Origin of the sequence: Paenibacillus pasadenensis DSM 19293 (assembly GCF_000422485.1) — a bacterium.
GTDB lineage: Bacteria > Bacillota > Bacilli > Paenibacillales > Paenibacillaceae > Paenibacillus_O > Paenibacillus_O pasadenensis.
Map to the genome: position 1 here is coordinate 35,052 of NZ_AULW01000036.1, position 19,976 is coordinate 55,027.

General features: G+C 61.8%; 17 protein-coding genes. 13 read left to right on the forward strand and 4 right to left on the reverse strand.

What is annotated here, in order from left to right:
* Positions 1-47: 47 nt before the first annotated feature.
* The 8 genes from H582_RS0105725 to H582_RS33315 all read left to right on the forward strand — a co-directional run bounded on the left by H582_RS0105725 (position 48) and on the right by H582_RS33315 (position 9,793).
* Complete coding sequence (locus H582_RS0105725; RefSeq protein WP_028597770.1) at positions 48-1,652, forward strand: response regulator transcription factor; 1,605 nt, start codon at positions 48-50, stop codon at positions 1,650-1,652.
* Positions 1,649-3,442: a cache domain-containing sensor histidine kinase gene (locus H582_RS0105730; protein ID WP_052332999.1), complete on the forward strand. Its 1,794-nt coding sequence runs from the start codon at positions 1,649-1,651 to the stop codon at positions 3,440-3,442. Before H582_RS0105725 ends, H582_RS0105730 begins: the two co-directional genes overlap by 4 nt.
* A gap of 14 nt (positions 3,443-3,456) precedes the next feature.
* Entirely contained in the window at positions 3,457-4,431 is a 975-nt protein-coding gene (locus H582_RS0105735; RefSeq protein ID WP_028597772.1) for a substrate-binding domain-containing protein, read from the forward strand.
* Positions 4,432-4,464: 33 nt separating this feature from the next.
* On the forward strand, positions 4,465-5,835 hold the full coding sequence (locus H582_RS0105740) for an extracellular solute-binding protein (RefSeq protein WP_028597773.1): 1,371 nt from the start codon (positions 4,465-4,467) through the stop codon (positions 5,833-5,835).
* Between the two features lie 269 nt (positions 5,836-6,104).
* Complete coding sequence (locus H582_RS0105745) at positions 6,105-7,487, forward strand: ABC transporter substrate-binding protein (protein ID WP_028597774.1); 1,383 nt, start codon at positions 6,105-6,107, stop codon at positions 7,485-7,487.
* A gap of 108 nt (positions 7,488-7,595) precedes the next feature.
* Entirely contained in the window at positions 7,596-8,498 is a 903-nt protein-coding gene (locus H582_RS0105750) for a carbohydrate ABC transporter permease (RefSeq protein ID WP_028597775.1), read from the forward strand.
* A 32-nt stretch (positions 8,499-8,530) separates the two neighbouring features.
* Positions 8,531-9,376, forward strand: a complete 846-nt coding sequence (locus H582_RS0105755) for a carbohydrate ABC transporter permease (RefSeq protein WP_028597776.1) — start codon at positions 8,531-8,533, stop codon at positions 9,374-9,376.
* Positions 9,377-9,499: 123 nt separating this feature from the next.
* Entirely contained in the window at positions 9,500-9,793 is a 294-nt protein-coding gene (locus H582_RS33315; RefSeq protein WP_127464541.1) for an RCC1-like domain-containing protein, read from the forward strand.
* A 300-nt stretch (positions 9,794-10,093) separates the two neighbouring features.
* Here H582_RS33315 and H582_RS0105760 read toward each other — a convergent pair whose 3' ends face one another.
* From H582_RS0105760 to H582_RS0105775, 4 genes are all read right to left on the reverse strand, one after another.
* Positions 10,094-11,413, reverse strand: a complete 1,320-nt coding sequence (locus H582_RS0105760; RefSeq protein ID WP_028597777.1) for a hypothetical protein — start codon at positions 11,411-11,413, stop codon at positions 10,094-10,096.
* A gap of 175 nt (positions 11,414-11,588) precedes the next feature.
* A complete protein-coding gene (locus tag H582_RS33095; RefSeq protein ID WP_255309764.1) occupies positions 11,589-11,723 on the reverse strand; it encodes a hypothetical protein in 135 nt (44 codons plus the stop codon).
* A 32-nt stretch (positions 11,724-11,755) separates the two neighbouring features.
* Entirely contained in the window at positions 11,756-12,121 is a 366-nt protein-coding gene (locus H582_RS0105770) for a nucleotidyltransferase family protein (protein ID WP_052333000.1), read from the reverse strand.
* Positions 12,122-12,321: 200 nt separating this feature from the next.
* A complete protein-coding gene (locus tag H582_RS0105775; RefSeq protein WP_028597779.1) occupies positions 12,322-12,546 on the reverse strand; it encodes a helix-turn-helix domain-containing protein in 225 nt (74 codons plus the stop codon).
* A gap of 245 nt (positions 12,547-12,791) precedes the next feature.
* Here H582_RS0105775 and H582_RS0105780 point away from each other — a divergent pair, with 245 nt between their 5' ends.
* The 5 genes from H582_RS0105780 (at position 12,792) to H582_RS0105800 (ending at position 19,950) form a co-directional block, all read left to right on the forward strand.
* Positions 12,792-13,472, forward strand: a complete 681-nt coding sequence (locus H582_RS0105780) for a tetratricopeptide repeat protein (protein ID WP_028597780.1) — start codon at positions 12,792-12,794, stop codon at positions 13,470-13,472.
* A gap of 258 nt (positions 13,473-13,730) precedes the next feature.
* Complete coding sequence (locus H582_RS0105785) at positions 13,731-15,362, forward strand: SWIM zinc finger family protein (protein ID WP_164820169.1); 1,632 nt, start codon at positions 13,731-13,733, stop codon at positions 15,360-15,362.
* A complete protein-coding gene (locus tag H582_RS0105790; RefSeq protein WP_240478950.1) occupies positions 15,359-18,229 on the forward strand; it encodes a DEAD/DEAH box helicase in 2,871 nt (956 codons plus the stop codon). Before H582_RS0105785 ends, H582_RS0105790 begins: the two co-directional genes overlap by 4 nt.
* 25 nt (positions 18,230-18,254) lie before the next feature.
* Positions 18,255-18,422 carry a hypothetical protein gene (locus H582_RS31620; protein WP_153783244.1) on the forward strand — a complete coding sequence of 56 codons (168 nt, stop codon included), beginning with the start codon at positions 18,255-18,257 and terminating at the stop codon, positions 18,420-18,422.
* A 175-nt stretch (positions 18,423-18,597) separates the two neighbouring features.
* Positions 18,598-19,950, forward strand: coding sequence for an extracellular solute-binding protein (locus tag H582_RS0105800; protein ID WP_043110973.1), 1,353 nt, complete (start codon positions 18,598-18,600; stop codon positions 19,948-19,950).
* Positions 19,951-19,976 lie beyond the last annotated feature (26 nt).

The following is a 19,976-nucleotide window of genomic DNA, read 5'->3' on the forward strand; positions in this document are numbered from 1 at the left end:
CGATCACTATGTGTACATATTCGATCAAGCAGCAGGAGGCGCCAGACATGTACAAGCTGATTCTGGCGGATGACGAACCGATCGTCCGCGAAGGGCTGATGAATACGATCGACTGGGCCAGCCATGGCTTCGAGCTCGCAGGCGATTACGCCAACGGCCGGGACGCGCTGGAGGCGGTCGAGCGCATCCGGCCCGATCTGGTGCTCACCGACATCAACATGCCGTTCATGGACGGCCTCGAGCTGAGCGCGCGCATCTCGGCCAGCCACCCGGCCGTCAAGATCATCATCCTGACGGGCTACGACCAGTTCGAGTACGCCCAGCAGGCGCTGCGCATGAAGGTATACGACTTCATCCTCAAGCCGATCACCGCGAGCGAGACGCGGGAGCTGCTCGATCGGCTGCGCGCGGAGCTCGACGAGGAGAAGCGGCGCAAGGAAGACGTGGACAGGCTGCGCAGCCAGCTGACCCAAAGCCTGCCGCTGCTGCGGGAGCGGTATTTGGACCGGCTTGCCGCCACCGGTGCAGGCTCCCAGGACGCGGAGGAGCGGCTGGCTTATTTCGGCCTGCCGCCGCTGCAGCCGCCGCTGGTCGCGCTGCTGCTCGACTACGACGGCGGTCCGGCCGCCGGCACGGAGCCGGATCGGGAGCTGCTGCGCTTCGCCGGCTACAACATCGCCGAGGAGATCGCCGTCCGCGAAGGAGCGATCTGCTTCCGCACCCGCGAAGAAAGGATCGCCGTGCTGCTGTCGGGCAAGCCGCCGGCAGAGCTGTACGAGCAGGCCTCGCGTATCGCCTGGTCGATCCGCAGGGAGATCGAGCACTATCTCGGCTACGCGGTGTCGGCCGCGTTCGGCCGGGCTGCGGACCGTCTCGAGGAGCTGCCCGAGGCGTACCGAAGCGCGCTTGCGGCGCTTGACTACCGCTTCCATTATGGCCGCGACCGGGTGCTCAGCATCGTCGAGCTCGAGGGCGCATCGGCTCCGCCGGCCGCCAGCGAGGACTGGTCCGGCAGTCTCGGAGCGGCGCTGCGGACCGGCTCGCCGGCCGAGCTGCGCCAGCTGTTCGGCGATTTTGCGGAGCGGCTCAAGCAGTCCCGGGCGCCGTTCGTCTCCTGCCAGCTGGAGATCCAGCGTGCGCTCGTCACGATGCTCAGCGTCCTGCAGGAGATGGGCGTCGACGAAAGCGGCCTGGGCGACAGTCCCGGCAGCCTGTTCGCCGAGGCGCATCGGCTCCCGACGCTGGATGAAGTCGGGGAATGGCTGACGGAGCTCGCGGTGCGGGGCGCCAAAGCCGCTGCGGACGGCCGCAGCCGGCTCGGGCGCAGCCAGATCGGGCAAGCGCTGCTGTACATCGAGCAGAATTTCGCCGACGAGCGGCTCAGCCTGTCGGATATTTCGCGGCAGGCACTGATGAGCACGAGCTATTTCAGCCAGATGTTCAAGCAGGAGACCGGCGAGACGTTCGTGGAATACCTGACGCGAATCCGCATGGCCAAAGCCAAGGAGCTGCTGGAGAACACGCCGCTGAAGCTGTACGAGATCGCGGCGCGGGTCGGCTACTCCGATCCGAACTACTTCAGCCTCGCCTTCAAGAAGCATGCCGGCCTGTCGCCGCGCGAATACCGCGAGCAGGCGAGAGGGCAGGCATGACGAGGCTGCGGCCTCCCGACTGGCTGAAGCGCGGGCTGCGGCCGCTCCGCACGATCCACGGCACGATCTCGGCCGCGTTCTCGATCCTGATCCTCGCGGCGATCGGCATCACGAGCCTCAACAGCTACAAGCTGTCGGAAGAGGCGGTGCTGAGCAATTCCCAGGCTTATCTGGGCGAGGTCATCCAGCAGGTCGGCCAGAACATCCAGTCGTATATCGACAACATGGAGAACATCTCGCTGCTTATCTTCACCAACAAGGACGTCAAGTATTATCTGTCGGACAATCCCTTCCTCAGCCGGGAGGAGATCCGCACCTACGAGAAAAGCATCTCCGACCTGTTCCAATCGCTGCTGTACACCCGCAAGGACATCGCCTCGATCATGGTGTTCGGCTATAACGGCCGCAACGTATCCGACCGCAGGCTGACGACGCTCAATCCGTACGTGCAGCTGCGCGAGCAGGATTGGTATGTCAAAGCGGCGCGCGCCGGCGGACGCTCGGTCATCTCGGCGCCGCATGTGCAGAACGTCGTCTCCGGCGATTACGAATGGGTCGTCTCGCTCAGCCGCGAGCTGAAGAACAGCAACGGAATGACCGGCCAAGGCATCGCGCTCGTCGACCTCAAGCTCAACGTCATCAACGACATCTGCCGAAGCGTCAAGCTCGGCTCGCGCGGCTACGTGTTCATCGTCGACAGCGCCGGCAACATCGTGTACCACCCCCAGCAGCAGCTGCTGTACAGCAAGCTGCGCGAGGAGCCGATCGAGCGCATCCTCTCCGCGGGTCAAAGCAGCTTCCTCGTCGATGACGGCGCCGGCGAGAGGCTGTATTCCGTGCAGGACAGCAACTTCGGCTGGAAAATCGTCGGCGTCGCCTATCGCAGCGAGCTGATCGCCGAACCGGACGCGATGCGAAACTCCTTCCTGCTCTGGGCCGCGGCCGCGCTGGCGGGAACGCTGCTCATCAGCCTGCTGCTGAGCCATCGCATCACCCGCCCGATCCGCAGGCTGCAAGCGGCGATGCGCCAGGTCGAGCGAGGCAACTTCGAGGTGCGCGCCGAGGTGGAGCAGCAGAGCGAGATCGGACAGCTGGAGCGGACGTTCAACATGATGGTCGGCCAGACGCAGCGCCTCATGGACGAGCGCATCCAGACCGAGGAGACGAAGCGCCGGACGGAGCTTCGGCTGCTGCAATCGCAGATCAATCCGCATTTTCTTTACAACACGCTCGATTCGATCATCTGGATGGCGGAGCAGCGCAAGAACGAGGAGGTCGTGCGGATGACCTCGGCGCTGGCCAAGCTGTTCCGCGCCAGCATCGCCAAGGACGACGAGCTCGTGCCGATCCGCATCGAGCAGGAGCATATCGCCAGCTACCTGCAGATTCAAAAGATGCGCTATCGGGACATGCTGGACTACGAGATCGACATCCCGCGCGAGCTGCACCTGTACAAGTCGCCCCGCATCCTGCTTCAGCCGTTCGTGGAAAACGCGATCTATCACGGCATCAAGAACATGCCGGAAGGCGGAGTGGTGCAGATTGCCGCCGAGGTGGACGGAGACTCCATCCGATTCACGGTGAGGGACAACGGCAAGGGCATGGACGAGGAGACGGTGCAGGCGGTCCTGAACGCGAGCGCTCGCGACAACGACGGACGCGACCATATCGGAGTCAGCAACGTCAACGAGCGGATCGTCCTCACGTTCGGAGCCGGCTACGGCGTGTCGATCGAGAGCGAGCCCGGCGAAGGAACCTGCGTCGCCGTCACGATACCGAAGGTCCGTTGAAGGAGGTCATGCCGATGGGAAGCAAGAAGCTGTGGCTGCCGCTCCTGCTGCTGCTGTTCGCCGCGCTCGTCGTCTGGAACGGCTTGAAGCGCTCGGAGCCTGCCGATGCCGGAGGCGGCATCATCGTCATCCTGCAGACGAAGGACGTCAACAGCTCTTACTGGCAGACGGTGCGCTCGGGCGCGATGGCGGCGGCCAAGGAGCTGAACGTGGCGCTCGAGCTGCTCGGTCCGACCGGAGCGGAGGCGGCGGAGGAGCAGAAGGAGCTGCTGCGCGGGGCGATCGCGGCCCGGCCGGAGGCCATCGTGCTCGCGCCGATAGCCGAGGAGCGGCTGTCGGAGGAGCTGGACGCCTGCCGCAAGGCCGGCATCAAGCTCATCGTCATCGATACGCCGCTGCTGAGCCATCCGTATGACAGCTACGTCTCCAGCGATCATGTCGAGGAAGGCCGCGTCGCGGCGGACATGCTCGCTCCCGACAAGCGCAAGAAGCCCGTTTACGCCTTCATCACAAGCGACGACGACTCCGTCGTGGCGAGCCAGCGCCGCCAGGGCGTGCTGGAGAAGCTCCCGCCGGGAGAGGCGTTCAGCCTCGGGACGATCGACGTCGGCAAGTCCGAGGAGCAGGCGTATCGGACGGTCAAGTCGCTTACGGTCGCCTATCCCGGCATGAACGGCATCGTCGCCTTGACCGATGTCGGGGTGAGCGGCGCGGCTCGCGCCCTGGAGGATCAGGGACTGTCTCATAGCGTCAAGCTGATCGGCTTCGACAGCTCGCTGCCGGAGATCCAGCTGCTCGAACGGGGACGGATGCATGCGCTGATCGTTCAGAACCCGTTCAACATGGGGTATCTCGGCGTCGAGACGGCTAGCGCCGTCATGCAGGGCAGGAAGCGTCCGCAGTGGGTGGACATCCCGTCCGCGACGGTCACGTCGGCCAACATGTACGAGCCCGAGAATCAGAAGCTGCTGTTTCCGTTCGTTTCTTGAATCCATCGTCCGTTGAAAAGGAGGCGCTATGCCATGACGAATGACGTCGCCGGCAAAGCATCGCCGCGGTCCGCGCGCCCGCAGCGTCCCGAACATGCGCCGAAGCGGCAGGCGGGTGCTGCCGCTCCGCGGCGGACGACGGCCCGGCGGCGGAGCGAGCGGACCGCCTGGGCGCTCGCTCTGGCCGCGCTCTTGGCAGGCTGCTCCTCGTCCTCTCCCGCGCCCAAGGTGACCGAGCCGGAGCCGCAGCAAGCGCTCATCAAGTTCGTCGCTTCCGAATACAGCACGGAGACGAAGCCGCTGCTCGAGGATATCGTAAGCGGCTTCGAGTCGCTCCATCCCGACATCCGCGTCGAGCTCCAGGTCGTCAATTGGGACATTCTTGACGGCGTCTACACGAACATGCTCGCGCAGGGCGAGCCGCCCGATTTGCTGAACGCCAATTTCTACGCGCATTTCGCGGCGGACGGGCTGCTGAACGATCTGGGAGAAATCCTGCCGGACTCGTTCCTCGACAACCTGCAGCCTTCGCTGCTCTCCCGCGACACCTACAAAGGACAGCTGGCCGCGCTTCCGTACGTCGCCTCGGTCCGCAGCCTGTACTACAATCAGGATCTGCTCGAGCAAGCCGGCATCGCGGGACCGCCTCGCACCTGGTCGGAGCTCGTCGAGGACGCGCGGCTCGTCCGGGAGGGCGGGCACGGAGAGGGCTTCGGCATCGACATGACCGACAACGAGATCCACTCCTACCTGAGCTATTTCTTTTACGGAGCGGGCGGCGGCTGGATCAAGAACGGCCGGTGGGCGATCGACCAGCCGGCCAACGTGGAGGGGCTGGAGCTGCTCAAGTCGATGTACGACGCCGGCCTCACCGATGCCGAACCGTGGCTGAAGACGCGGGACGAGAAGCAGCGGATCCTTGGCGGCGGCGGGCTCGCGATGATGATCTCGGGCAATTATTTCAGCTCCGTCGTGCCCAAGGAATTCCCGGGACTGCGATGGGGCAGGGGACCGATTCCGGTCAAGGACGGCCAGCCGCCGATGACGTTCGGCGTGCAGGACGTGCTCGTCTCGTTCAAGACGGGCCATACCGACCCGGCCGCGCTGTCCGCCTTCATCCAGTATCTGTACGAGGACGAGCGTTATGCCGACATGGTGCGCCAGGAAGGGTTCCTGCCGGTGACGCTGTCGGCGGGAAGGCTGCTGTCCGAAGCCGATGCGGAGATGCGCGCCAACCTGGACGACCTTGACGGCGCGCGCTTCGTGCCGATCGAGCAGCCGCGCTGGAGCAACGTGATGGACGCGGCCCGCAAGCTCGGCAGCGCCGTGCTCCAAGGGCGATACTCGCCGCAATCGGCGCTGGAGGAGCTTCAAACGATCGCGGTGAAGCAGGACGTGGATTGAGCGAAGGCAGGAAAGAGCCGCTTCCGGCAACGGAAGCGGCTTTTTCTGTTGCGTCGGGAAAGACGGCGGCTGCTTATGTGCATAAAATGACATTTCCTATCAAAACGATGAAACTAAAAATCATAAAATACTAAAGATTTTATGGAAGATATTCCATAGAGCGCGCAAGCGATCCCCTTTACGATACATATAGGCCGTGGCTCTACCGGCAAGCCGTCGGAAAAGCGAGCATCGGCCAAAACAGATCCAATCGGGAGGGTTATGCCAAGATGACGTTTACCGTAAAGAAAACAGCAGCGGGCGCCATGGCGATCGCGATGTCGCTGGCCGTGCTTGCAGGCTGCGGCGGCAACAACGGCAACAGCGGCAACAACGGGGGAGCGGCCAACGAGCCGGCTGCGAACTCGGCAACGAACGCAGCGGCGGAAAACACCGCGGGCACGGGCGGCGAGACGAAGCTGAGCGGAGACTTCACGGTCCAATACTTCGTCGGCGGCTACGGCGACAAGTGGTGGAAACAAGTCATCGCCGACTTCAAGGCGGCCAATCCGGACCTGAACATCAAGGAAGAGGCTGGTCCTCAGATCAATACGCAGAACAAGCCGAAGTGGATCGCGGGCAACCCGCCTGACTTCGTGTACATCGACGGTCCGGAGCTCAACGACCGCCAGATGGCCGAAGACGGCCAGCTGGAGGACCTGACCGACTGGCTGCAGACGGCGACCAACGTCGACGGCGTGAAGATTCTCGATCTGCTCGCGCAGCAGCCTCCGCAATACGGCGGCAAGATCTACAACGTGCCGCTCGTCCTGAACTCATGGGGCATTTTCTACAACAAGGCGCTGTTCGAGAAGAACGGCTGGACCGAACCGAAGGACTGGGATACGTTCCTCAGCTCCTCCGAGGCGATCAAGGCGGCCGGTACGACGCCGTTCATCCACACCGGCAAATACCCGTACTACATCAACAGCTCCTTCCTGTTCCCGGCGATCGTCTCCGCCAACGGCAACGACTACAAGCTGCTGCAGGACATGGGCGACAGCAAGGTCGAGGCGTTCAAGTCGCCGCAGGTGCTCGAAGCGCTGGGCAAGATCGTCGAGCTGCGCGACAAGGGCTTCATCGACAAGGCCTCCGTCTCCATCAACCATACGGACTCGCAGATGCTGTTCCTGCAGAACAAGGACGCGTACATCCCGAACGGCCTGTGGCTGCCGAACGAGATGAGCAAGGACGTTCCGGCCGACTTCAAATTCGGCTTCATCCCTTCCGTCACGCAAAAAGCGGGAGACAAGGTCGTCGCCAACACGTCGACGTCCACGGTCGCCATCGCCAAGAACGCGAAAAACAAGGACGCCGCGAAAGCGTTCCTGCAGTTCATCTTCTCCGAGAGCCAGGCGTCCAAGTTCGCCGAGCTGAGCGGCGCTCCGTCCAACATCAAGGGCGACATCAGCAGCTCCGCCGCGCCGGACTTCGTCAAGCAGGCAGCGGCCTTCCTGACCGCCGATACAACGGTCGTCGTGCCTACGGTCACGTTCAACCAGGACGTGGACAAAGCGATGCAGGACGCGACGGTCGCGCTGACGATCGGCAAGATCGATGCGCAAGGCTGGGTCGACCGCGTCGTCAAAGTCGTCGAAAAAGTCGCGAAGTAATCGATCGGCTGTCCAAGACCAAGATAGAACCAGCAAAGGCCATCCTCGGGAGCGGAAGCTCCCGGGGATGCTCTCTGATGGCAGAACGAACGGGGCGGTGAGCTTGAGATGAAACTGGGAGGAGCCAAACTGCAGCGCAAGCTGTTCATTGCGGCGTTTATCATTCCGACATTCCTCTATTTTTGCTTGTTCACGATCTATCCGATCGTTCAAGCTTTATACAACTCCTTTTACGACTGGTCCGGCATGTCCCAGAACAAGGATTTCGTCGGGCTGCAGAACTTCAAGGACCTGCTGCAGGACCCGATCATGCTTACGGCCATCGGCAACGATTATTTCCTAGTCGCCGGCAAGATGATCGGCATCATGGTCATCGCGACCTTCTTCGCCGTGGCGCTGACGCGCCTGCGCATCAAGGGCGCCGGGTTTTTCCGCTCCATCTTCTTCATCCCCAACGTACTGTCCGTCGTCGTCGTCGGCATTCTGTGGGGCTTCATCTACAACCCGCAGATCGGCTTCCTGAACGGCTTCCTGTCGCTGTTCACCAAGGAGCCCGTCACGATCAACTGGCTCGGCTTCGAAAGCCATTCGATCTGGATGCTGCTGCCTCCCACCATCTGGGCGGGCATCGGATTCTACATGATCCTGCTGATCGCCGCAATCACGAATATTCCGGAGTCGCTTTACGAAGCCGCCGACATAGAAGGTGCCGGACAGTGGCATCAATTCCGGCACATCACGCTGCCCCTCGTCTGGGAGCAGATGAAGATTTCCGTCATCAACATCATGATGACGACGCTGAACGGCTCGTTCGTCATCGTGACGATCATGACGGCAGGCGGACCGGACAACTCGACGCAGGTCATGGGCTCGTACCTGTATCAGCAGGCGTTCAAGCAGGCTCACTTCGGGTACGGAGCCGCCATCGGCATCGCGATTCTGACCACCTCGCTCATCACCACGCTCTTCCTGCAGTGGCTTCTGCGCAAGGATCAGGTGGAAGTCAGCTAAAGCAAGACAGATAAGGAAGGAGAGAAGCGAGTATGGTTCAACGCACCGTTCATCCTGTCGTCAAAGGATTTTTCATGCTGCTGCTCATCCTTTGGGGCATCTCGGTCCTGTATCCGCTCCTGTGGACCTTCTTGGATTCCCTTAAGGACAACCAGCAGTTCTATTTCAACATGCCGTGGGCGCTGCCGGAGCTGCCGCTGCAATGGTCGAACTTCAGCTACGTCTGGAACAACTACAATTTCGGCAGCTACTTCTTCAACTCGATTCTCGTTACGACGGGCGGCACGCTGCTCGGCCTCGTGCTCGCGTCGATGACGGCGTACACGATCGGCCGCTACACCTTTTTCGGCAGCAAGGCGCTGTTCCTGATCTACATCTCGTCGATGATGGTTCCGTTCAGCCTCGCGCTCATCCCGCTGTTCTTCCTCATGAACGATCTCGGGCTGACCAACAAGCCGCTGGGCCTCATCATCGTCTACGCCTCCAATACGCTCGCTTTCGGCATCTTCGTGCTCATCGGCTTCTTCAAGACGCTGCCCAAGGAGCTGGAGGAGGCGGCCGCGATCGACGGCGCCGGCTACTTCGGCACGTTCTTCCGCGTCATGCTGCCGCTGTCTCGCTCCGGCCTCATCAGCGTCGGCATCATCAACGTGCTGGACATCTGGAACGAGTTCATCGTCGGCACGATCCTCGTCAACGACCCGTCCAAGTACACGCTGCCGATCGGCCTTGCCGCGATGCAGGTCGAGATGCAGTACAAGACCGAGTGGGGGCCGCTGTTCGCCGGCCTGCTGTTCACGATCGTCCCGGTGCTGATCGTTTACATGTTCGCGCAGCGCCACATCGTGTCCGGCCTCGTCGCCGGCGCGGTGAAATGACGTTTCGACCGGCGCCGGCGGGGGAGCGATCGCGCTCCCTCCCGAGTTTGCCCGAAGAAGGCCTCGCATTCCTCTAATGAGGAATCGAGGCCTTTTTTGATTTGAATGTAAGAGCCTTGACCGATGAAGGGTGGCGGTCGGCCAGCGGGCTCCGCAGCGGCGGGCCAACGGCATACGGTTGGCCTGAGATCGGACGGAAAGGTCGTCGCTGGCGGCGACAACGACGACGGCCCGTGCGAGGTCGGCGGCTGGAGCGGCATCGGGCTGCCTGGATCGGTCGTCTCACGGCTTCTGAATCGCCGGTTCCTGCTGTTCCGCGGGACTCATGCACTCACCATCCGTTGCCAACGACTCCTCAGACGCTTAGAATCCCTTTTTCCGAGTCTCCCGAAATCTAACGACGAGTCAGACGCTTAGAGCCGTCTTTTGCATGCCTCCACACGTTTTTTCGGCCTTTTTGCATGGCTAAGCTCCTCACGCGTCGTTAGATTTTTTTGCTGCCCGATTTGGGGGCTTTTAACGATCTGATTCGTCGTTGGCAGCCCTGGTTGTTGTCAAAGGGGATCGCGGCATCGTAAATAAACCGGAGAACGGTGTCTTTGTCAAAACGGAGCCGGATCGCCAGAGCATTACGTTGGAAATATAGAAGCTGCGAACCAGAACACAGAAGAAGAGCCTCTGACCGGCTGAATTCCGGACAGAAGCTCTACGTTACTGCTATACTTTAATGTCGATACTATTCTTGGGCATCGTAAGCGCGCTCTTCTGCTGTTGATCCATATTCAGAGAAGAAATGAAGCTGTTCCAGTCCTCTAAATTCGCATCTCGTACCTGGTTGGCAAATTCAAGCTTGGCCTTTGGACCTACATCCCCTTCCATACTCGGTGCGGATATGAGGCTGTGATGCAGTCTATTGAAGGAGTCCATCAGGCCGCTGAGAAGATGCTCCGGCTTCTGATTCAATAATTCCTTCATGCCCTCCCACATGATCGTTCCTACAGACTTCTTGGCATTAGGGTCTTGTAGATGGTCGCTGTACATTCGCTTTATTTCCAAGGACATTTCTTGATGTGAAGCAAATTGCTTGCGGAAGGAAGGCGTTGAGACAAGAGAGGATTTATAGTCTTCATATTCTGCGATTCCCATTTTGGTACTCATTGCCTTATCTACGGACTGAGTGAGCTGCTCCTTTATCGCCGACGACATAGGCGATTGCTGCAAATAAAGTTCCAGCTTGAGACGTGCGGTCCCTAAATTGTTCGCCATCCATTCCGTATCAAAAGTAGACGTGTTCATAGCTTTAGCTGTTGTGTGTACAAGTGCATCGAATACTCCTGCTACATCACGGTAACTAATATCTTGAAAAGAGGTCGATTCTCCTCCAGAGGCTTTACTTGCCTCCTCCTTCAGTAAATCCCGAAAGTCTGTAATCCCCTTGCCGCCTTGTTCCATGACCTGCTTCCATTGGTCCCCCTGCTCCTCCTGCAACTTGTCCAGAATCCGGGACTGTTCCTGCAGCATATTCTTGATGCGATCGGTCAACTCATTTTTGTCGAAGAGCGGCTTATAGGCGGAGAGGAACTCTCCTTGCGTCTCCTTGCTGCCTCCAAAAATAGAATCATTTTCAAAATTCAAATAGTGAGACAAAGTGCTCGCTGTTGTCTGCGCGATATCCTCTAGCTTGAGTTGAACTTGCTTATCGTATTGCTCAAGCTGCTGATTCAATTCGTCTCCTGCGTAACGCTGAAGCAGGAGATCACGCTCATAGGCGCTTTTTACCAGAAACCCGCTTACATCATCCAGAAAATTCTTTGAGTAGTCCGTACCTTGCACGGATGTAAATTCCCTTCCAACAATCCACTGGCCTCCCAGTGCACGAAGCCCTTGTTGTCCTTCATCAATCACACTCGGGGTGTACGTTTCTACGGCATCAGAAGCATGGCTGCTTGCAGGTACGGACACTTTAGCAGCAAGTGGGTTATTCTTTGCTGCTATAGCGCTCGGAGTTGATGATGCGTAAATGCCATTCGTTTGCATCGCGGACCTCTTTCTTCATTGAAATAGTTGTTATTTGTAATATATCGGCGTAATAAGTAAATAGTTGACTAATTCCTCTCCGGTATTATGTATGACGGATTGTATATGAAGTGCGACACCTAGAAAAAAAAGCCCATGTGGGCTTCGTGTAAAATGGAGGTTACCACATCGATTCTTACTTAGCGGCTTCTTGATCGATGATCTTCACGATGGCTTCGTTGAACGACCGGACCTGATGGAGCAGGTGGGCCACATCATCTTTTGAGAAAGACACGGTGGCGCTATAGTCAGCTTCTGCTCGATGATCCATCAACCGCCTTGCCTTTCATGACTTCGGCAGCCTTAAGGTATCGCAATGACAATGCCCTCCTCGACAATATTGTCTTTCAAGGGGAGCCCAATGGACGTTTCCTCTGACCGCCAGTCATCCGCATTTTCCAAGATGCACGTCAAATGGGTGCCGTATTGCAGGTTCAGTTCATAAACAATATCGGAAAGCAGCTCGCGGTTTCGCCAATTTTTTTCGTCTTCGACGAGAACCAATACATCCAGATCAGACCATTCGTCATGGTCTCCCCTTGCCTTGGAGCCGAAAAGGATCAGTTCAATCAGTCGAAAGCTAGCAGCAAGTCTTTGCTTCAGACGAACTAAGCTTTGCTTCTCTTGAGAAGTGAGCGAGCTTATTTCCGAAGGAGCATTCGTGCGCATAGGCTTGTTCCACCTTCGTCAAGTATTTTGCCTTAAATGTACCATAACTCTTCCAGTCCCTGCACGATTCCATGGAGGGTTCCGACATCGGGAGCTAAGCTTTTCGGGGCATGGTTTATGTAGCTTAAAAAGCCTTCCCGCCGCATGCGCCGAAGCGGATGCGGAGCGGGAAGGCTTATCAAGAGCGCCGACCAGGCGGATCAGATCGTCAGTTCTCCAAGCTTGATCAGTTCGACGACAGCCTGCGAGCGGCCTTTCACGTTCAACTTCTGCATAACGTTGGAGATATGGTTGCGGACGGTCTTTTCGCTGATGAACAGCTGCCCGGCGATATCCCTCGTCGTTTTGTCTTGGACCAGCAGCTCGAAGACTTCACGTTCCCGGTGAGTCAGCAGAAACTTGTTTTTGTGGTCAGAGCCCTTCAATTTCGTCCCCCCTCCTTGCACGGGTTTTTGTGGGTTACAACAAGGTTAAGGGATACAGTCAACGTATCTTATGAATCCGCCTCTTCATGGGTGCGGTCATTTCTTCATTTGGGCGCGGGTCAAGAGGAATAATGCCGGCGGCTCCGGGACAGCCCTTCCAGACACCTCCATCAATTCCGTTTTCACCCTTGTTTTCATGTGCTAAAATAGGAGCGTCCATTTTATTAGAGATTGGAGCCGCTATCATGAAAATCGCGCTTTTGTTCGGCCTCCTTTGGACGCTGCTCGGCAACCCGTTTCTCGCCCTGCTCGTCCTGCTGGCCGTCCTTTACTTCCTTGACCGCCGCTTCGTCGGCCTGACCCCGAGCTTCACCAAGCCGCTGCGCCGCCGCAGCCGCATCGCGGCGCTGCGGCGGGAGCTGGACGCGAACCCGAGCAACAGCGGCTCCCGCCTGGAGCTGGCTCGCCTGCAGCTGGAGCGCAAGCGCTATGCGGAAGCGCGCAGCACGCTGGAGCCGCTGCGCGAATCGCTGCTGATGGAGGATTCGGCCGAATTCTGGGACGACTACGGCACGAGCCTGCTCCATACCGGCCGCGAGGAGGAGGGGGAGGCGGCGATCCGCAAGGCGCTGGCTCTCAACCCGCGCGTCAAATACGGCGCGCCGCATCTGCGGCTGGCCGCGCTCAAGGCAAAGAGCGACAAGACGCAAGCGCTTGCCGAGCTGGAGGCATTCTCCCGCATCCAGTCCTCCTCCTGCGAAGGTTACTACCGCATGGGCAAGCTGCTGCAGGGGCTCGACCGCAAGGCCGATGCGAAGGCCGCCTTCGAGGAAGGGCTGCGGCTGTATCGCCAGCTGCCCAAATACAAGCGCCGTCAGGAGCGGCGCTGGGCGCTGCTTTGCTCGCTCGGCAAAAACGCTTCCTGATCGTTCCGGCTGCGCGTGGAAGGACGCCGCTCCATCCGTCCTCGCGCCTGTTTCGAACCTTTATTCCGCGCAGCGGGGCAGCTCCGTTCGGCCAGCAGCTTTTGGCCGGGAGCAGCCCCGTTTTCCGTTTTCGGAGCGAGCCCATGCATTTTTATAAGGCGAGGCAGGACGGTTTCCGTTTTTATTTGGTATAATGATAAGAATGCCGAAACAGAAAAGCGGGGGACAGCCATGCGAGCGGACGGGATCTCGGAAACGTTGCTGAACGATATCGAGCGGAAGATCTCCGACTACACGCGGAAAGACATCATCGCGCGCGGCTGGGATTACTACGCCCAAGGACGAGTGAAGTCGGTGCAGGAGGCCGGCTCGCGGCTGCTGGCCGCCGTCAAGGGCACGGAGCCCTACCACGTCGTGCTCGGCGCGCAATTCGACGACAACACATGCGACTGCCCGTATTCGGGCTGGTGCAAGCATATAGTGGCCTCGTACTTCGCCGCGCTGGAGCTGCAGGGCGGCGAGCCGAAGCGGGCGCTCGAGCGGCTGACGGGCGCCGGGCCGGTGACGGTCAGCCGGCTGGAAAGAGAAGCGCCCGCCGAGCAGGCCGAATCGCCGGCGCAAGCGGCGGCGGGAGGCATCGACGAGCAGTCGAGCCCGCAGGAATGGATGGAATGGATGGAGCGCCGGTTCGGCCGCACCTGGCAAGGCTGCCGGCATACGCTGCATCCGCTGCAGCCGGTGCTGTCGGCGCTCAAGGGGGCGGCGCGCGACTGGCCCAAGCCGCTCCAGGCGATGCATTGGATGTACAGCATTCTGTTCATCCTGGAGCAGGCGGAGCGGGCGATCAAGCTGACGGATCCGTTCAGCCGCTATTATCAGGAAATGAGCTTCGCCCGGATGGCGGAGCCGTGGATCGAGCATTACTACTCGCTCGCCGAGCGCCAGGCGGCGGAGCCTGCCGGTCAAGCAGGCCTGGCTTGGCAGGCGGAGCTGGCCTCCTACCTGCGGGGCCAAGCCGCGTCGGCCGAGCCGAAGCTGTTCCGCTGGGATCAGCTTTATCTCGGCTTCATCTCGCCGCTGCTGGCCGATCCGGCCTGGCTGCAGGGCGAGCGCGCGGAGCTGGAGCGGATGCTTTTGGAGGCGGGCTCCGCGCGGCAAGCGGCGGCGCAATCGGAGCCTGCCGGCGAAGCGGGCGCTCCTGCGGCGGCGGATCTCGAACGCGGCTTCGCTTTCGCGAACGCGGCGCTCGCCTGCCTCGACGCCGCCCAGGGAGAGGACGCGAAGGCGGTGGAGCGGCTGCGGCAGGCGGCGCCGGACGCGGTCGCCAGCCTCGCGCTGGATTATGCCCGCATCCGCCTGGAGCAGCGCGGCTGGAATGATTTCGCCATCTGGATGGACTTCCTTGATCCGATCGCCGGTAGCAAGCGGGGCAATCTGCTGACCTCGTACCTGCAGCTGTGCCGCGACGCCGATCTCGCCCGGCCGGACGATCCGTCCTGGCAGCGGCGCATGGCCGACAAGCTGCCTTACTCGTACATGTCGCTGGCCGACCTGCTGCTGGAAAAGGGCTGCTTCGAGGAATGGGCGGACCTGCAGCTGGCGATGGGGCTGCGGCCCGACGAGCTCGATCCGGCGGACCTGCGGCTCGTCTCGAAACGCGCGCCGTCCGTCATGATTCCGCTGTACCATCAGGCGGTGGAGGGCTGGATCGCGATGCGCAACCGGCAGAGCTACCGGATGGCGGTCAAGCAGCTCAAGAAGCTGGAGAAGCTGTACGCGGCCGAGAAGCGGACCGCGGAGTGGAAGCTGTACCTCGACCGGACCGTCTCCAAGTACCAGCGGATGCGGGCATTCCAGGAAGAACTGCGGAAAGGAACCATGCTGAAATGATGAAGGGATTCTCTGCCGCGCGACCGATCGTCGTGGACGGCTATTGGAACGGCAGCGGCATCGTGCTTCAAGCCGAGGACGCAGGCGAGCTCGAAGCCCGGCTCAAGGATCTGCTGTTCGCCTGGCATGTGCCTTCCTGGTACGGCGCCGACATCGACTACGTCGAGTCCGACCCGACGCGCAAGGCGAAGCCGATGCTGCTGCGGCCGCTGACGGCGCTCGACTACCTGCTGTCGCCGCGGCCGGTGCGCATGCTCGCGCTCGGCTGGTCCAGCCAGGCGCAGGAGCTTCGCGCCGGCGCGATCCGCATCCGCGAAGCGCTCGAGAGCGGCGGCTTCGAGCCGGACTGGAGCCGCTGGACGGACGGAGCGCGCGGCTGGCGCTTCCGCGACGAAGCGGGCCGGACGGCGGAGGCTCCGTCGTGGCTGTCCGCCTGGCTCGGCGCCTGCGTCGAGCAGCTGCTCGACGAGGATGCGGGCGCGCAGGCGGCCTGGAGCGGCCTCGCCCGGGCGCTCGGCCCGGCGCTGGAGCGCCGGTCGCCGGACGAGGAGGACTGGTACATCGGCCTCGGGCTCAAGCAGGACCGGTTCCCGTTCCGCATCGCGCTGCAGCTCGCTGAGCCCGGCGATGACGGCGTCTGGCGGCTGCGAGCCGCGCTGCGCGGACGCGCGGCGGACGCCGGCTGGATCCCGCTGGAGCGCGGCGCCAGACCGGGCAGCTGGCGTCCGGCCGCAGGCTCGGAGCTGAGCCTGCCGGAGGAATGGCTGCCGCTGCTGGAGGAGCGCCTCGCCAAGGAAGAAGGCAAGTGGCGCACGGCGCTGCCGGATTGGAGCGGCGACGACGAGATGGTCAAGCGCGAGCTGGCGGACGAGGAGGCGTGGCGCTTCCTGGAGCAGGCGAGCCTGCAGCTGCTCGATGCCGGAGCGGCGGTGCTGCTGCCCGGCTGGTGGGAATCGGTGCGCAAGCGCCGCGTGCGGCTCAAGGCGAAGCTGCGCTCCGCCGCCGGCTCGGCGGAGCAGCCGATGTTCGGCCTGTCGCAGATCGTGCAGTTCGACTGGAAGCTGGCTCTCGGCGGCGCCGACCTTTCGGAGGAGGAGTTCATGCAGCTCGCGGCGCAGAACAAGCGGCTCATGAAGATCGACGGCGAGTGGGTCCATCTCCATCCGGAGGACATCACCCGCATCCGCAGCTGGATCAAGAAGAACGGCGGCAAGAAAGGTCTCAGCTTCCGCGAGATCATGCAGATGCATCTGCAGGGCGGGATCGTCCTGAACGAGGAGGCCGAGGAAGGCGAGGAGCTGCTCAAGGCGGAGGTGGAGCTGAACGCCCATCTGGAGCAGCTGATGAACCGGCTGCAGGACACGTCCGAGCTGCCGCTCGTCGACGTGCCCGACTCGTTCCGCGGGCAGCTTCGGCCGTATCAGCACCAAGGCGTGTCGTGGCTCGCGTTCCTGCGGCGGTTCGGCCTCGGCGCGACGCTGGCGGACGATATGGGCCTGGGCAAGACGATCCAGTTCACCGCCTATCTGCTTCATGTCAAGGAATCCGGCGCCGCGGCCGGAGAGCCGGCGCGGCCGTCGCTGCTCATCTGTCCGACGTCGGTCATCGGCAACTGGGAAAAGGAGCTGCAGCGCTTCGCGCCGGGACTCGAGGTGCGGCTGCATTACGGTCCGCGCCGCGCGCGCGGCAAGGAAGCCTTCCAGGAGTTCGCGGCCGGCGCCGATCTCGTCATCACGTCCTACGCGCTGACGTCGCTCGACGAGGAGGAGCTGAGCGGCTTCGAATGGGAGAGCCTCTGCCTCGACGAGGCGCAGAACATCAAGAACGTCTATACGAAGCAGTCGTCGGCGATCCGCGGCTTGCCGAGCCGCCACCGCATCGCGCTGACCGGCACGCCGATGGAGAACCGGCTGAGCGAGCTGTGGTCGATCTACGATTTTGCCAATCCGGGCTATCTCGGCACGCTGCCGGAGTTCCGGCGAGCCGTCATCCTGCCGATCGAGAGGGACCGCGACGCGGAGCGCATCGCCTCGCTGCAGCGGCGGATCAAGCCGTTCATGCTGCGCCGGCTCAAGAAGGACCCGGCGATCCAGCTGTCGCTGCCGGAGAAGAACGAAGGCCAGGTGTACGTGACGCTGACGGCCGAGCAAGGCGCGCTGTACGAGACGATCGTCTCCGAGCTGCTCGAGAAGCTCGACACGCTCGCGCCGATGCAGCGCCGCGGCCTGATCCTCGCCTCGATCACGAGGCTCAAGCAGGTGTGCGACCATCCGGCGCTGCTGCTCGGAGAGGACGCGGCGACCGGGGACTGGTCGCCGGAGCGCTCCGCCAAGCTGATGCGGCTGGTCGAGATGTGCGAGGAGATCGCCGCCGAGGGCGAGCGCGCGCTCATCTTCACGCAGTTCGTCGACATGGGCGCGGCGCTGCAGCGGCTGCTGGAAAAGCGGCTCGCCCTGCCGGTGCCGTATCTGCATGGCGGCGTGCCCAAGGCGCGGCGCGACGAGATGATCGAGGCGTTCCAGGATCCGGAGCGGCCGCATGGAGCGTTCGTGCTCTCGCTCAAGGCCGGGGGCACTGGCCTCAATCTGACGGAGGCGAACCATGTATTCCACTTCGACCGCTGGTGGAATCCCGCCGTCGAGAACCAGGCGACGGATCGCGCGTTCCGGATCGGCCAGCGGCGCCAGGTGCAGGTGCATAAGTTCGTCGCGCTGGGCACGCTTGAGGAGCGAATCCACGAGATGATCGAGCGCAAGCAGTCGCTGAGCGAGCAGGTCGTCAGCCAGTCCGAGCAATGGATCACCGAGCTGTCGAACGAGGAGCTGCGGGAAATTTTCACGCTCCGCAAGGAGTGGCTCGAGAGCTGAGCAGCGGCCAGAGGAGGGGGGCAGCATGATGGAAGACGAACTCGATCCGCGTCCGGGCCGTCCCGCTCCGATGCAGGACGGAGCCGGGCCGGACGCGCAGGCGCAGCCGGCGGCGGCCGAAGCGCTTCCCCCCGAGTGGGAGGCGTTCTACGAGGCGGTCCGCCAGGCGGCGCGCCGCCTCGGGCAGCGCTAGCGCGCAGGACTGCAATAAGGCTTCGAATGCCGGCTGAGCCGGCGTTCGAGGCCTTTTTTACAATACAAATCTATCCCTTGACAGTCTATTTTTCATCCTGCAAGCCGCTTGCCGTTCGCCTATAATGAAAACAAGACATAGACTGTCACGCGGTCAGACAAGGGGAGGTCTGTCTATGGGCAAAAAAGGGCTGCAAGCGCTGCTGGCGCTCGTTCTGCTGCTCGGTCCGGCCGGCTGCTTCGGCGGCGGAGCGGGCGAGTCCGCCAATCAAGCCGAAGGCGGAGAAGGTTCGGCGGAGGGCGGCGCGTCGCATGTCAATCTGACGATCCGCCATACGCAGATCAAGCAGTCGGTCAAAGCCCGGCTGAAGATTCTGCAGGACGTGCTCGACGAGACGGAACGGCAAAATCCGGGCCTCAAGTTCCAGCTCGAGGGCATCGACGAGATCATCAATCGCGATCAGAAGCTGAAGGCGGAGATGGCGACGGGCTCTACGCCGGACATCTTCGAGGTGTTCGGCGGCTCGGACCTGCGGCTGTACGTCAAGGCGCAGCGCCTGCTCGACCTGACGCCGATCATCGAGGAGCTCGGCATCGGCCAGCAGTTCCAAAGCCTCGAGGAGTTCACGGTCGACGGCCGCGTCTACGGCTTGCCGTTCGGCGGCTACAGCGAGGCGATCTACTACAACAAGCGGATCTTCCGCGAGCTCGGGCTCGCCGTTCCGGCGACGTGGGAGCAGCTGATGGAGGCGTGCGAGCGCATCCGGCAGGCCGGCTACAGTCCGTTCGCGCTGTCGGCCAAGGATCCTTGGCTGGCCGGCATGATGTGGAACACGATCATGGACCGGCATGCGGGCACGGACAAGCTGCGGGCGATCGCCTCCGGCAAGGCCAAGTGGACCGATCCCGACGTGCTCGCCGGCTTCCAGGCGTATGCCGAGATCGTGGACAAGAGGTATTTCCCGGCCGACGCGCTCAGCCAGGAGGAGAAGCAGCAGGCCAAGGACCTGCTGACCGGCAAGGCGGCGATGCTGTTCACCGGCACCTGGGATCTCGCCGGCTTGACCGACGACAACGCCGGGCCGTACAAAAACGACATCGGCTACTTCAGCTTCCCTTCGGTGACGGGGGGCAAGGGCGATCCCGGCGCGCTCAACGCCGGCTACTCCAACGGCTTCGGCTTCTCGTCGAGCTTGAGCGGGGACCAGCGGCAGATGGTCAAAAGCTTCATCCGCAATTATTTCAACGAGCAGGTGCAGAAGCGGATCCTGCTGGAGGACAAGACGCTGCCGTCGATGAAGCTGAGCGACTACGCGGGCATCGATCCGCTCATCTCGGAGGTGCTGCAGGTCGTGGGCAACGCGAGCCGCTCGTTCCCGGCGTTCGACTCCATCTTTTCCCCGCGCATGAACGCGGAGATCGGCATCGGGCTGCAGGAGCTGATCGGGCAGGTCAAGACGCCGGAGCAGGTCGCCAAGGACCTGCAGCAGCTGCAGGAGAGCGAGCCTTCGCCCGGCGGCGGCAGCTGACGAACACCTTAGAGAGGAGCTGGAGA